The 14,366-nt window shown below is 62.1% G+C and carries 13 protein-coding genes; all 13 read left to right on the top strand.

What is annotated here, in order from left to right; translation table 11 throughout:
- Positions 1 to 2 precede the first annotated feature (2 nt).
- Positions 3 to 1,781 (top strand): gamma-glutamyltransferase family protein, encoded by a 1,779-nt coding sequence (locus HLH48_RS16595; protein ID WP_182998603.1) that lies wholly within the window; start codon positions 3 to 5, stop codon positions 1,779 to 1,781.
- 1 nt (position 1,782) lies between these two features.
- Positions 1,783 to 1,965, top strand: a complete 183-nt coding sequence (locus HLH48_RS16590; RefSeq protein WP_182998602.1) for a hypothetical protein — start codon at positions 1,783 to 1,785, stop codon at positions 1,963 to 1,965.
- A complete protein-coding gene (locus HLH48_RS16585; protein ID WP_182998601.1) occupies positions 1,962 to 3,263 on the top strand; it encodes an amidase family protein in 1,302 nt (433 codons plus the stop codon). Before HLH48_RS16590 ends, HLH48_RS16585 begins: the two co-directional genes overlap by 4 nt.
- A 4-nt stretch (positions 3,264 to 3,267) precedes the next feature.
- Positions 3,268 to 3,660: an oxalurate catabolism protein HpxZ gene (gene hpxZ / locus HLH48_RS16580; protein ID WP_182998600.1), complete on the top strand. Its 393-nt coding sequence runs from the start codon at positions 3,268 to 3,270 to the stop codon at positions 3,658 to 3,660.
- 30 nt (positions 3,661 to 3,690) lie between these two features.
- Complete coding sequence (locus HLH48_RS16575; RefSeq protein ID WP_182998599.1) at positions 3,691 to 5,298, top strand: ABC transporter substrate-binding protein; 1,608 nt, start codon at positions 3,691 to 3,693, stop codon at positions 5,296 to 5,298.
- A complete protein-coding gene (locus HLH48_RS16570; RefSeq protein WP_182998598.1) occupies positions 5,291 to 6,100 on the top strand; it encodes an ABC transporter permease in 810 nt (269 codons plus the stop codon). The genes HLH48_RS16575 and HLH48_RS16570 overlap by 8 nt, the downstream gene beginning before the upstream one ends.
- A complete protein-coding gene (locus HLH48_RS16565; protein WP_182998597.1) occupies positions 6,097 to 7,110 on the top strand; it encodes an ABC transporter permease in 1,014 nt (337 codons plus the stop codon). Before HLH48_RS16570 ends, HLH48_RS16565 begins: the two co-directional genes overlap by 4 nt.
- Positions 7,107 to 8,093 (top strand): ABC transporter ATP-binding protein, encoded by a 987-nt coding sequence (locus tag HLH48_RS16560; RefSeq protein WP_182998596.1) that lies wholly within the window; start codon positions 7,107 to 7,109, stop codon positions 8,091 to 8,093. Before HLH48_RS16565 ends, HLH48_RS16560 begins: the two co-directional genes overlap by 4 nt.
- Complete coding sequence (locus HLH48_RS16555) at positions 8,086 to 9,057, top strand: oligopeptide/dipeptide ABC transporter ATP-binding protein (RefSeq protein WP_182998595.1); 972 nt, start codon at positions 8,086 to 8,088, stop codon at positions 9,055 to 9,057. Before HLH48_RS16560 ends, HLH48_RS16555 begins: the two co-directional genes overlap by 8 nt.
- A 12-nt stretch (positions 9,058 to 9,069) precedes the next feature.
- Complete coding sequence (locus HLH48_RS16550) at positions 9,070 to 9,804, top strand: amidohydrolase family protein (RefSeq protein ID WP_182998594.1); 735 nt, start codon at positions 9,070 to 9,072, stop codon at positions 9,802 to 9,804.
- Between the two features lie 149 nt (positions 9,805 to 9,953).
- A complete protein-coding gene (locus HLH48_RS16545; protein WP_182998593.1) occupies positions 9,954 to 11,237 on the top strand; it encodes an amidohydrolase family protein in 1,284 nt (427 codons plus the stop codon).
- Complete coding sequence (locus HLH48_RS16540; protein ID WP_182998592.1) at positions 11,234 to 11,956, top strand: MBL fold metallo-hydrolase; 723 nt, start codon at positions 11,234 to 11,236, stop codon at positions 11,954 to 11,956. Before HLH48_RS16545 ends, HLH48_RS16540 begins: the two co-directional genes overlap by 4 nt.
- An 803-nt stretch (positions 11,957 to 12,759) precedes the next feature.
- On the top strand, positions 12,760 to 14,220 hold the full coding sequence (locus tag HLH48_RS16535; RefSeq protein ID WP_182998591.1) for an NACHT domain-containing protein: 1,461 nt from the start codon (positions 12,760 to 12,762) through the stop codon (positions 14,218 to 14,220).
- Positions 14,221 to 14,366 lie beyond the last annotated feature (146 nt).

Genomic DNA, 14,366 nt, shown 5'->3' with positions numbered 1-14,366 from the left:
GCATGACCAAGCCGGCACAGTTGGATCGGGCCGCGCGGGACCAGGATGCAGGGCCAGAGCGCACGGGGGGCATGCGCAATGCGGGATCGCCGACGCCCGCCGTGTTTCCCTCGCCAGAATCCATGCGGCCGACGCTGGTAGGACGCGATTTCGTCGTTTCGGCCGGTCATCCGATTGTCGCACAGGTCATGTCTGAAATCCTGGCCAATGGCGGTACGGCGGTCGATGCTGGTGTGGCCGGCGGCCTGCTGTCCAACGTAGTCCAGGTGGATATGTGCAATCTCGGCGGCGTCGCGCCGACCCTGATCAGGCGTGCGGACGAGGATGCGATCTGGTGCATCGACGGTGTCGGCAGCTGGGGCGCGGACGTCACGCTCGACGCGTATCTGCGCCGTCATGACGGCGCGATGCCCATCGGCTCGTCGGTCGGCGTGGTTCCGGCCGCCTTCGCCGCGTGGTGTACCGCGCTGGAACGATTTGGAACCTGGCGACTGCGCGATGTCATTGCTCCTGCCATCGATTATGCCCGCCGGGGGTTCCCGCTCGATCTCCGCTCCGCCAAGGCGTTCGAACTGCTGGGCAGCGGCTTCAAGTTCTACGAGGGGTCGCGCGCCATCTACTGGCCGCACGGCCGGCCGCCGCATCCGGGTGAAATCCTGGTGCAGGAGGCGCTGGCCGACAGCCTGGAACGCCTGGCAGCCGCAGATACCGGCACGCGGGAGGAGGGGATCCGCGCTGCCCACGACCTGTTTTACAAAGGGGACATGGCGCGCGAGCTGATCGCCTTTCACCGCGAGACGGGAGGCTGGCTGACCGAGGCGGACATGGCGGCGTTCCAGTCCCGCGTATCGCGCGCACCTTCGGTCACGTTTCGAGGCTGGAACGTCTACACGCCTGGTATCGTCGGCCAGGGTCCCGTCATGCTTCAGGCGCTCGGCATTCTTGAACGCACGCCTCTAGAGGATTTCGGACGCGGGTCGCCCGATCATCTGCACATGATGGCCGAGGCAATGAAGCAGGGCTTCGCCGAACGCGAAAAATATTATGTCGATCCGGATTTCGCCTCCATCACGGTCGAGACGCTGCTGTCCTCCGACCATCTCGATGCGCTTCGCATGGAAATCGGCCTCGATAGTGTCCTGCCCGGCGCGGCGTTATCGTCGGCTGCCGGGCGTGGCCGCTGCGATACCACTTACATCGCCGTCACGGATGCCGCAGGGAACGTGTTTTCGTCGATGCCGTCGGATACGATCGACGGCGCCCCAATCTGCCCGGCGCTGGGCTATTTCGTCTCGCCGCGCGGAGTACAGAGCCGGATCGATCCCGCGCATCCTTGCGCGATCGCACCCAACAAGCGTCCGCGTCTCACCCCCGCGCCGGCGATCCTGCACAGGCCCGAGACAGGTGAGATCCTGGCGCTCGGCAGCCCTGGTGGCGACATGATCGTTCAGGCGATGGTGGAGAGCACGGTCGACATGATCGCGTTCGGCATCACGCCGCAACAGGCCGTCGAAAGTCCCCGCATCGCCACCTTTTCGCATCCTGGTTCGTTCTACCCGCATCCGGCATTCCCGCTTCGCCTGGCTGTCGAGGAGCGGGTCGATCCGCAGATACGCGAAGAACTGTCCCGTCGCGGCCACGACATCTATGTCTGGCCCGCGTTCGAATTCGACGCCGGCGGCATTTCCATCGCCGGGTATCGCAAGCTCGATCCGACGGGAGTGCCCGTTCTGGTGGCGGCGGCCGATCCCCGACGCATTACCTATGCGGCGGGACGCTGACGTGACGACCTATCTCCCCCCTGACCCGGATCTGGACCTGACGGCGCTCATGCACATGCGTGCACGAGAAACCGGCCTGAAATGGCACGACGACGAAACGGCCGACATCATTCTCAACCTGGAACGCGCAGCGGGTTTCCACGCACTTGTCCGGAGCGTCTTGCGGGAAAGCGAGCAGACATGAGTGACGTAGCGATGCCCGATGATACCGCCCGTGCGACCGCGCGGCAACGCGTCAGTGCCACCCTCACGCGGATCGAGGCATTGCGCCCGCTCAATGCGGTTACCGCCATACTGGCGGCGCGCGCGCTCGACCGGGCCGACCGCATCGACGCGTTGCATCACGCCGGCCAGCAAGCGGGGGTGCTTGCCGGCATGCCCTTTGCAGCGAAGAATATTTTCGACGTGGCCGGACTGACTACCCGGGCTGGAAGTCGGGCGACGGAGAACGATCCTCCGGCAACGGAGGACGCCGCCGTTATCCGCCGGCTGGAAGACGCCGGCGCGATTCTTGTCGCGCTGACGAACATGGACGAACTTGCCTACGGCTTCACGGGCGAGAACGTGCATGACGGCGATACCGTTAATCCGTACGGCGGGGGATTGAGCGCCGGCGGATCGTCTTCGGGCTCCGCCGCGCTGGTCGCAGCAGGTGCCGTGCCCTTTGCGCTCGGCACGGATACCAACGGGTCGTCACGCGTGCCGGCGGCATTGAGCGGTGTGGTGGGGTTCAAGCCCACGTTCGGCAAACTGTCACGCGCGGGGGTCTATCCGTTCGTCGACGCTCTTGACCACGTCGGCATCCTGGCCGCCGACTGCCCGACAGCCACCACGGTCTGGCAGGCCATGACGGGCGAACATGCTGCGGAGGGACACCTGTCCTGTGCGCGGCTGGACGGGTATTTCGAGACGCCCCTGCACCCCGACGTCGTCACGGCGGTGACGCGGGCCGGTGCCATCCTGAAGGCTGAACGCACGGCATCCTTCCCATTGGCCGAAGCCGCACGGGCGGCTGCGTTCCTCATGACCATGGGGCAAAGCGGCCGCCGGCATCTTGCCGGGCTGAACGCGGGCGCCCAGAACTTCGGAGCCCCCTGCCGCAATCGCCTGCGCGCGGGCGCGCTGCTGCCCGACGACTGGCTTGCCGCCGCCTATCGGATGCAAGCGCTTGCCCGCGACCAGATCGATGCCCTGCTGTCCGATGTGGACATCTTGCTGGCGCCCGCCGCACCGTGTCCCGCCTTTCCGCTGGGCTCGGCCGAATTGACGGTCGCGGGCGAGGTGCTGCCAATCCGGCTGGGCATCGGAAAATTCACGCAATGTCTGACCCTGACCCATGTTCCGGTCGCCGTGGCCGCCGTAACGGGGCCGGAAACGGGCCTGCCGGTCGGCGTGCAAATCGTTGCCGCGCGTGGTCGCGAGGACCGACTGCTTGCTGCGCTGGCCACGCTCGACACCGCCGGATTTCGCATTACGAGGTGACATCATGACTGATTATCCGATCAACTTGCCCGAGGTGGTGGCGGAAGTACGCGCCGTCTTCGACCGTTACGAAGCAGCGCTTCTGGCGAACGACGTGCCGGTGTTGGAAGAGCTTTTCTGGAACAGGGCCGAGACGACGCGTTATGGTGTGGGGGAGAACCTGTATGGGTGGCAGGATATCAGCCTATTCCGGCGCGCCCGTCGTACGGGAGCCTTTCAACGCGATCTTATGAAGACGATCATCACGACATACGGGCGCGATTTCGCCACCGCGAACACGGAGTACCAGCGCGCTGATCACGACCGGAGCGGGCGCGAGACGAAGACGCTGCTGCGTACGTCGGACGGATGGCGGGTCGTCTCGGCCCATGTGAGCCTTTTGGGCGAGACGGTATAGGGCGCGACAGGGTAGGGGCCGGGTAACGACATGGTCTGTTTCCGACATGCTGCACCACTGTCGCGTCGTGCGCTTGCGAAATTCCTGGCGATCGCGGGCGGCACGGCCATGGTCGGCCCGCCGCGGGGCAGTGCCGCGCGCGACCGGGACAAGACGATCGTCTTCGCGTTGCCCGATCTTGTCGGCAATTTCGAACCGCAGACATGGATCGGCTTCGGTGATAGTGTCCATGTGGTCGATATGGTCGCCCGGGGCCTGACCCACATGGATTTTTCCGATCCAGTACCGCAACCGGCCGTCGCGGAAAGCTGGAGCCTCTCGCCTGACGGTCTGACATACGATTTCAGCATTCGCCGGGGGCTGACATTCCACGACGGCACTCCGGTGGATGCCCAGGCCGTGCTGCGTACGTTTAACCGCATGATCGATTCCACGGACCCGACACGTCCGGATATGTCATTCGCCCTGGAAAATCTGGGCGGCGCCAATATCGCGGGCTTTTCCGTACCGTGGCCGAACACGTTTCGCATCATATTGAAAAAGCCCGATGCCGCGCTCCCCGGCCGTCTCTCCCGGCCCGACATGGTCATCATTTCCCCCCGGACGCTGTCGGAAAAAGGGCGGCATATCGGACCGGACCTCAGCGCCTGCGGGCCGTACAGGATCACCTCCGTCACTTCGAACGAACGGGTGGTACTGGAAGCGTTCGACGGTTTCTATGCCGGCCGCCCCGCGACCCGGCGCGTCGTCATGGAAGTGATTCCGGATCCGCTGGCCCAGATTTCCGCACTGGCGAGCGATCAGCTTAACATCACGAACTCCGTTCCCTATTCCAATATCGACCGCCTGGGGCGCATGGAGGGCCTTCGTTTCACCCGTCCGGCAGCCTTCATCACCACGGCGCTCGCCATGAACTGTTCGGCGAGGAAGCTGGCCGATCTGCGGGTGCGCCAGGCGATCAATCACGGAATCGACCGTGAGGCCATCATTGCCGACGCCTTCTTCGGCAAGGCGGAACTGCCCGGATACATCACGCCGAAATCCGAACCAGGCTATGATCCGAGCCATATGGATCTTTCGGCCTTCGACCCGGAAAAGGCCAGTGCTCTTCTGCGTGACGCGGGCATGATGGGCATGGAACTGACGATCCTGTCCGAAAATAACGGTTTCTGGATGCGGCTGGGACAGGTCGTGGAACGTTCGCTGCGGACGATCGGGATCCGTGCGACGGTGGACTATCTGGATACCGGGACCTTCAATGCCCGGGCCTTCAGCAGGACCGGGCACGATGCCTGCTTTCTTCAGCGTTCCGCCTTCTTCCCCGACCCGGATGGGCGGTTCTCGCCCCTGTTCGCGACCGGCTGTACGGTCGCCGAGCATATGACGGCACAGACGGGCTTGCCTGATCAGCCAGCGCTCGATCAGGCGATCGCGGCGGCCAATGCCGAGCACGATCCCACACGGCGTGCAGCACGCTACGTCGCCATGAACAGGTTCATGGCCGAACGGATGCTGCCGGTGGCCGCTATGGTCAATACGTTCATGCCCGTTGTCGCCTCCGCCGGGCTGCGCGGCATTCCCGTGAACGCGCTTGGAACCTTTCGTACATTTCTCGAGGATGTCGTGGTCGATGCATAGGCTGACCCCGTTCGCGATGCCGGTCGTTCTGCCATGGACGATCCTGGGCCTGTACCTAGCGGTCGCAATTCTGGCACCGTATATCGCGCCTGCCGATCCGCTGGCCGCGACGGGTGCGCCGCTGTCTCCTCTCTTCGGTTCCAGCGGCATTCTGGGCACGGACGGATTCGGGCGCGATGTTGCTTCCCGGCTGATATGGGGCCTCCGTCCCATGTTGGCCGTTTCGTTTGGCGCGGTCTTTCTCGCCACGCTTGCCGGGGGCGCCTACGGGCTGGTCGCCGGGGGGATTGGTGGCAGAACCGACTGGCTGATGATGAGCGTCGTGGACGTGATGATGTCCATCCCCCTCATTCTCGCCGCCATTCTGGTGATGGCTGCGCTCGGCGGCTCGGTCATCAATCTGATCATTTCCGTCGGTATCTCGCAGATTCCGGTCTTCGCGCGCCTGGCCCGCGCTCTTGCCTCGGTCGAAGCCAGGAAGGAATACGTCCTGGCAGCGCGTGCCGTCGGCCTCTCGCGGTTCCATGTTCTGGTGCGCGAAATCCTGCCTAATATCGTGCGTCCGCTGCTGGTGCAGGCCGGTTCGGTCGTCGCGACTGCCGGACTGACCGCGGCCGCGCTTTCCTATCTCGGCCTCGGCGTGCGACCGCCGGCGCCCGATATCGGCTACATGGTCAAGGAAGGGCAGGAACTGATCTTCATCGCTCCGGGACAGACCCTGTTGCCCGGACTCGTGCTGGGCGTCTTCGCATTGACCGCCGCGCTCTGCGGCGAGACGATCGGACAGGAGCGTCGCCGATGACCAGCGGTCTCCTGCGCCGGGTCGCGACTTTGCCTTTCATGCTGCTTGCCGTGGCAAGCCTGATTTTCGCGATCATGCACGCCTTGCCGGGCTCTATGATCGAGAGCTTGTCCGCGCAATTCGTATCGGACGCGCAGCGCGTCCGGCTGATGGCCGGCCTGGGCCTGGACCAGCCCTTGTGGCGGCAATATCTGGTCTATCTCAACAGTCTCGCGCATTTCGATTTCGGCATTTCCGCCCAGACCGGCAAATCCGTGGCAACGATGATCGGCGAGACATTGCCGGTCACGATGGAAATGGCTGGGGCGTCCTTCGTGGTCATGACGGTCTGTGGCCTCGGGGCGGCCCTGATCGCGGTGCATGCGGCCGACGGTCCGGCCGATGTGGCGATACGCCTTCTGTCGATCATCCTGTCTACATTGCCTTGGTTCTGGCTGGGACTAGTCCTGATCATGATCTTTTCGCTCTGGCTCGGCTGGCTTCCCTCCTTCGGGCGCCTTCCACCATCGATCGACTATCGGCCCGTGACCAATTTCGTGATGATCGACGCGGTGATTCTTGGACGGCCCGATCTGATCGGCCCGTGGATATCCCACCTTGTCCTGCCATCCCTGACGGTCGGGCTGACCTCCTCGGGCGTGGTGATGCGGCTGGTGCGGTCGGAAATCCTAGCGACGATGAAAAAGGAGTTCGTTCTGACCGCGCGGATGAAGGGCATTGGTGCGAACAGGATTTTCCTGCGGCATATCCTGCGCAATGCGGCGGTCGGGATCATGACGGTGCTGGGAGCGCAATTCGGCGCGATGCTGGGCGGATCGGTCGTGGCCGAAGTGGTGTTCGGCTACCCCGGTATCGGACGCATGCTCGTCCGGGCGATCGAAAGTCGCGATTACCTGACTGTACAAGGTGCGGGCATCGCCATCGCGGCGCTATATATCCTCGTCAATTTCATGACCGACCTGGCCTGCTTGTACGCCAATCCGCGCCTGCGCGACGGGGTATGGTCATGACCGCGCTGCTCGACGTCCGCGCGCTCAGCGTGTCGTTCGGGCCAGGCGGCGCGCGGCGGACCATCGTCGATCGCATCGATTTCTCGATCGGACGCGGTGAGATCGTCGCACTTGTCGGTGAAAGCGGATCGGGAAAATCGGCTACCGCGCTTGCGCTCTCACGCCTCAACGAAGGCCCGCGCTGCGGATATTCCGGCGAGATCCGCCTTTCCGGGCGGAATATTCTGGCCCTCGATCACCCCGATCTCCGGCGGCTTCGTGGACGGGCCATCGCGACGATCTTTCAGGACCCGCTGAGCGCGCTGAATCCGTCGGAAACCATCGCGCAGCAGATCGCCGAAGGGATGCGCGCCCACGGCATGGCCGGTCCAGACGCGGACGACCGCATCACGCGGCTGCTCGGCGAGGTCGGCATCCACGATCCCGACCGCGTCACGCGCGCATATCCGCACCAGATTTCCGGTGGCCAGCGCCAGCGGGTCATGATCGCTCTCGCCCTGGCGTGCGATCCGGAACTGCTGATCGCGGACGAACCGACGACGGCGCTGGACGTGACGGTGCAGACGCAGGTTCTGGCCACCCTGTACCGGGCGGTTCAGAAACGCGGCATGTCGGTTCTGATCATAACGCACGACATGGGCGTGGTCGCGGGCATGGCGGATCGCGTCATGGTCATGTATGGCGGCCGGATCGTGGAAAGCGCGCCGGTCGAGACGTTGTTTGCGCTTCCGCGCCATCCTTACACGCGGGCCCTGCTCGACTGCGCCAGACATGTACGTGACGCGTCGGGGCATTACGCGACTATTCCTGGCACGGCGGAAACGGCGTTCGCATTGCGTGCCACGCAGGGCTGCGCGTTTGCGCCGCGATGCCGCCGGGCCAGGCCGGCATGTTTCACGCATCAGCCCGAATTGGCCGAATGTAGTGATACCGGACGCGTCGCCTGCCACTTTCCTCTTGTCGGATCAAAGATCGATGGTTGAACCGATTTTAAAGGTCGAGGACCTGTCGGTGACATACCGGACGGCCGGAGGACAGCATCATCTTGCCCTGCATCCGCTTTCGCTGACGATCGCACCCGGCGAGACACTTGGTCTAGTCGGAGAGAGCGGATCTGGAAAATCAACGCTAGGACGAGCAATCATCGGATTGACTCCACCTTCTGGTGGCCGCGTGCTGTATCGTGGACGCGACGTGTCGCATGCTCTCCGCAACACGAGCGCCCGTCATGGCCACACCATCCAGATGGTGTTTCAGGACCCGTATTCCTCGCTGAATCCTGCGCGAAAAATTGCGTCGGCTATTGGCGATGTCCTGGGCGTGGCGAGGGTGCAGCGCGGGCAAAGAGCCCGCCGCGCCGCGGAACTGATGCGCAAGGTCGGACTGCCGGCCGAGGCACTGGGCCGATTTCCATCCGATTTTTCCGGCGGACAGCGACAGCGTATCGCTATTGCCCGTGCACTGGGGGCAACGCCCGACCTGATAATCGCCGATGAACCGATTTCCGCCCTGGATGTCTCGGTCCAGGCGCAGATCCTGAACCTCCTGATCGATCTCCGGCGGGAAAACGGCCTGAGCATGCTCTTCATCTCGCATGATCTGCGGATCGTCTCGGACATCTCGGACCGTGTGGCAGTGCTGTATCTGGGTCGGTTGGTGGAAATCGGGCGGGCCTCGCGGATTGCGCGCGCGCCGGCGCATCCCTATTCCGCAATGCTTTTCCGCAATATCGCAGTGCCCGACGTGGAGAAGACACGCCGGCTGTTCCGTGGCCAGTCGGCCGACGAGGACGTCGTGCCGTCCAGTCCTGCCTCTGATCGCCTGTGCGCTTTCGCTGCGCGTTGCCCTTATGCGCGCGATCCCTGCGCGACCGTCGCGCCGCCGAACCGGAACCTACCCGATGGTGACAACGTCCTGTGCCATTTCCCGTTATACGAACGTGCCTGACTGGAGCCCGACATGATTATCGATGCTTACAATAACATTTGGACTGCACAGCAGAAATCCGACTACCTGACGTCTGAGACCTATTCGGTCGAGATGATGCTGCGCGACATGGACGATGCCGGGGTGGACATGGCTGTTGGCTGCTCGCTCGGCCAGATGATCGACAATGACTATACGGCATTGGTCGGTTGGACATACAGCGACCGCATCATTCCTTTTGGGCAGGTGAACGCACGTGCCGCCGATGCCGCCGACCAGGTCCGCCGGGATCATGACCGGCACGGTTTCAGGGGGCTTAAGCTGCACCCCGTACTGCACGGCTACCATGTGGTTGATCATGGGCTGCTGGACCCAATTTTCGACGCATGTGCCGAACGCGGCATCATGGTATTGTTCAACGCACTGGACGACGCCTTTATCCATCCTCTGGGAATCGAGGAGATTGCGAAACATTATCCTTCCGTTCCCACGATCATCGCCCACATGGGCACGGTCTGGAACGTGAACGAGGCGATACTGGTCGCGAAGCGCACGCCGAACATCTATCTCGAAACTTCGTCGACCCAATTGATCGAAGTCCGCATGGCCTATCGCGATGTCGGCCCGGAAAAGATCATCATGGGCACTGATTGGCCCGGTAGCGATTTCGATCTCGAGCGCAGGAAGATCGCAAAGGCAGTACCCAACCCGGCGCACCGCGCCATGATCGAGGGAGAAAATCTGCAGCGACTGCTCGGCCTGGCCTGATGACGGGTGGCATGGAGCAGAGGCGCCACGGATTGCTCTGGGCGCACCCCGGACGGGACCTCCCGCGACCGGACGGATGCCTGACATTCGCGGACGGCAGGATCGTCGCGATAGACACGGCCCCGTATGCTGGGAAAGAACGGCTGATCATGCCGATATTGGTCAACGCGCATGATCATGGCAGGGGGAGCCGCCCGCTCGATTTCGGCGCGGCCGACAGCAGACTGGAAACATGGTTGTGGGATCTGTGGAAGACCCCCCGCACCGATGTCTACCTGACCCACCTGTTGGCCTTCGCGAACATGGCGGCCTCGGGTGTCGGCGCGGTGGTGCATAACCACCTCCCGCAGGGGCCCGACATGATCGCCGAGGCCCGGCAGGTTGCACGGGCTGCACGGGATATCGGCATCGATCTGGCGTTCGTATGCCCGGTGATCGATCGTAACCTGATCGGTTATGACGGTGGTCGCGCGGTGCTGGACGCGCTGGACGAGAGCAGCGCGCAAAGACTGCGCGCGCTGACCCGCCTGCCGCCGGTCGAAGAGCAGATCGCGATGGTCGAAGCGATCGCCGAACAGATCGAAGGAGAGGGAACGACCGTGCAATATGGTCCGCCCGGCCCGCAATGGCTGTCGCCGCACGGCGCCGCCCTGGTCGGTCGTGCGGCGGAGCGCACCGGCAGGCGCGTGCATGTTCATGTGCTCGAGACCTGGGCGCAGCGCCGTTGGATGGAAAACCATCATCCAGAGGGCATCCATGCCTATTTTGAAGATGCCGGCCTGCTGGGACCGCGCCTCGCCATCGCCCATGGGGTGTGGCTGAACGCATGCGAACGCGCTGCCTTGGCGGCCGCCGGCGTCGCCCTGGCGCTGAATGCCAGTTCGAATCTTCGCCTCGGCTCGGGAATCGCGGAGTTCGGCACGCTGGCGCGGGACGGGCTGAAGATGGGTTTGGGCATGGATGGCATGGCACTCGATGACGATAGCGACATGCTGCGGGAAGTCCGGCTGGCGGCAAGATTGTTCGCCGCCGCGGGCCAACTGGACGTAAAGGCGTGCGAAGAGGCTGCACTGCAATCCGCCTTTTCCGAGGGCGCACGACTGATATGTGGCGCGCCGGCACCCGGTCTGGAGCCCGGCGCGCCTGCCAGTTTCGTTGAGTTGTCCATGGAGGCGCTCAGTCCGCTTCCGCCCGGTTCGATGATGCATGTCGCCCGACTGGCCGTTGGCCGTTGGCGGCGCGAGGCCGTCACGAGTGTTACGGTTCGCGGTCGTGAGATCGTGCGTGACGGAAAAGTGGCCGGAATAGACATGGAGCGGGCGTGCCGGGAGCTTGCACAGCAGATGCAGAAGGGGGCGATGCGGGACATGGACTGGATTGCCATCGCGCAGCATGCCGCGGCCGCCGGGCTGGAACCATCAGGCGCCGCATGAACGGCTCCGTCCTGACGCTATGCGACGGCAGTTTTCAGATGCCGCTCGCGCTTTTCTCGCCACATCCGGCGATAGCCAGCCTCGCGGAAAAGATCGGTCGGGCGATCACGGTCCCTGTTCAATGCCATCTGGTGCGCGAAGAGGCCGGGTTCCTGCTTGTCGATGCCGGCGGTGGATCTCTTATGGGGGCGGGATTCGGGGCAATGGCGGAGCGACTTGCCCAGCGGCATATACGGCCCTGCGCGATCGAAAGCATCTATCTGACCCATCTGCACGGCGATCACATAGGTGGCCTGATCGGTCCCGATGACGCGGCGGCCTTTCCCCGAGCGCGCCTGCACTTGTCCCGCATGGAATACGAATTCTGGACCTCATATGCCGATGCGGGCAGCCACGCGGCCATCGCTCGCGATGCACGACGTATTCTTCGAGTATGGGCGGGCCGAATCACGCTGCTCGAACCGGGGGAAAGCGCGGGCCCGATGACATGTCTTCCTCTCCCCGGACACACGCCCGGCCATAGTGGTTGGCGATACGGAGACCGCACGATCTTCGCGGGGGACGTCGCCCACCATGCCCTGCAACTGACATATCCGAATATTGAAACACAGTGGGACATGTCGCCAGCAGATGCCAGGACGTCACGGCATGACGTCCTTTACTGTATGCGTGGTTATAATATGCGTGCCTTTTTTTCGCATGTGCATTCCCATCCTTGAGACGAATTGCAAAATATTTTTATTTCTTCGCATGAAGAAGAAAAAACTCTCTAAATTTTTATCTTATTTGTTTTATAATATATTGCAATTTATTATTTTTATTTTTGTTTATAAAATGAAATAAATCGTTTTTTTGTGATCAGTGTAGGTGGATCGGAGATATTAGAAAGAAATGTGATCTCAGATATAGCGGAATTCACTTAACTGATCACACTTATGAGACTGTATTGAAGGATATACGGACGCTGGTGCGGTGTCATGCAGTGAAGTGCGGTATTTCGCAGCCCATCAATCACAAGTATCGTTGGTTGTCTTCCCCCTCAACCATGAACCACAACAAAAACCCCACGAAATCAGCAGGTTCGTGGGGTTTTTCTTTGGGTGTGAGTCGGGCCGAAAATAAACTATAACAAAATCAACAATGTAGTTTCGCAGGTTCAAATCGGGACGGCCTGAACCGCAACCCGCTGCGATATGTACCGTGAGGCTGGCTTTGGTATAAAGCTGGTTCGGCTCTACACGGGCGAACACGCAGGCGGGGTAGGGGAGCCGTAAAAGGCGTTTGGTTGGTAGTTAGGGTCGGATTCCGTGGGCGCAAATGTCGCCTTGCCCTCATCTTGGGCATTCAGGCGGTTGGGACAGTCTCCAGAAATTCGCCATTCGCTAGGCACACGTCAATCGAACGAGTTTGGGATAAAACCGTCGTTTCTGATAAAGACCTTGAATGTCGGGTTTCGAATATACCTGCCGTTCGCGGGGCGTCAGAGATCGGGCCGTGTTAGCGCTATTTGAAAACAGACAAGATGCCATCACCTGCAATCGACTTTCGTGCCATCCGAACGCATCATGGGAGCCAGCATAGCGGGTTCGAGGAGCTGGTTTGCCAGCTGGCGGCGATCGATACGCCGCGTAGTTTGGCCTTCCACCGTAAGGGCGCGGGCGCCGATGCGGGACTGGAATGTTACCGGGTCGAAGCCGATGGCTCGGAGACCGGCTGGCAGGCAAAATATTTCTTCGAATTTGGCAGCGGCCAGGCCTCACAGCTGAAAGAATCCTTTGATCACGCTATCAACCATCACCCCGATCTCAAGCGATTCATCGTCAACGTTCCGTTCAACCTGTCAGACGGACGTGTGGCGAACCAGAAGTCGCAGAAGGCTCGCTGGGACGATTGGGTAGCGGCCCGCACCAAAGCGATCCTGCCAAGGATCGTTACGATCGAGTTGTGGGATGAGACCCAGCTGATCGAGCGCCTGACGCGTACCGATCCGCGCCACGCCGGCCGCCGCCGCTATTGGTTTGATATTCTGCATTTTACGCCGGACTGGTTTCGAACGCGCTTCGAAATCACCCGTGCGGCGCTTGGTAAGCGTTATACACCCGAACTCAATATCGAACTCCCCGTTCGTCGCGGGCTGCTTGCGATCGCACGCGATCCCATCTTCATTGAAAGTCTGCGTGAGTTGGCCGACGATATCGATGCGGCCAGACACCGTGCGACCAGCGACATTGCGCAATTGCTGGAAAGTAGTCCCGCCGCCGCACCCGCCGCCGTGCTCGATGTCTCGTTCCGCGCAATTAGCCTAGGCATCCGGACAAGCGTGCTGGGGCCAGCCGAGATTATGCCGTTTGACGCCTGGTTACAGACGGTCGATCAGGCAAGAACGATCTTGGATAGGTGCGCCGCCGAGGTCTGGAACTTGCGGAGCCAGAAGGCTGGTGATCGCGAATCCATTCAGCGTGGGCATCATAACGTGAGCCGCCTCTACGAGGCGCTTCATGCAGTCTCTGAATCGATAGATCGGCATGAGGTGCGGCTGGCGAATGAGCACCGCTTACTCGTGACCGGCGATGCTGGCGTAGGTAAATCGCACCTGCTCGCGGATGTGGCGCAGCGCCATATCGCTCGGAATTTCCCGGCGGTGCTGGTGCTGGGGGGGAGCTTCGTTGATGGCGAAATCTGGCGTCAGGTCGGTGATCAGCTCGGCCTCACCAATGTCACCCCTGACGATCTGCTTGGCGCTCTCGATGCCGCGGGCGAAGCTGCGGGCACCCGTGCATTGATCATGGTCGACGCGATCAATGAGCGTGGTGGGATCGCCATCTGGACCAGTCGCTTGGCTGCATTCCTAGCAACCGCAGACCGGTTCCAGCATGTGGCTGTCGTCCTGTCATGCCGTACGACTTTCCTACCCTATATCGTGTCTGACATTGACGAGAATAAGTTGCCGCGTCTCGCCCATCCAGGCTGTCAAACGAATTGAAGAACTGACCCCTTTGGCGAAACGAGGAACTGCCCCCCCCCTCATGATGTGGTTGTCTCGACTTCCCTGATGGACGCTCCGGCCTTCTGCAGAAGGCCGGAGCGTCGTTTCTCCCGCAGGCGGTAGCTGTCGCCGCGGATGGTGAT

Source organism: Gluconacetobacter sacchari, assembly GCF_014174255.1.
GTDB lineage: Bacteria > Pseudomonadota > Alphaproteobacteria > Acetobacterales > Acetobacteraceae > Gluconacetobacter > Gluconacetobacter sacchari.
Note: the sequence above shows the minus strand (reverse complement) of the source record. Positions and strands in the feature narration are given on the sequence as shown.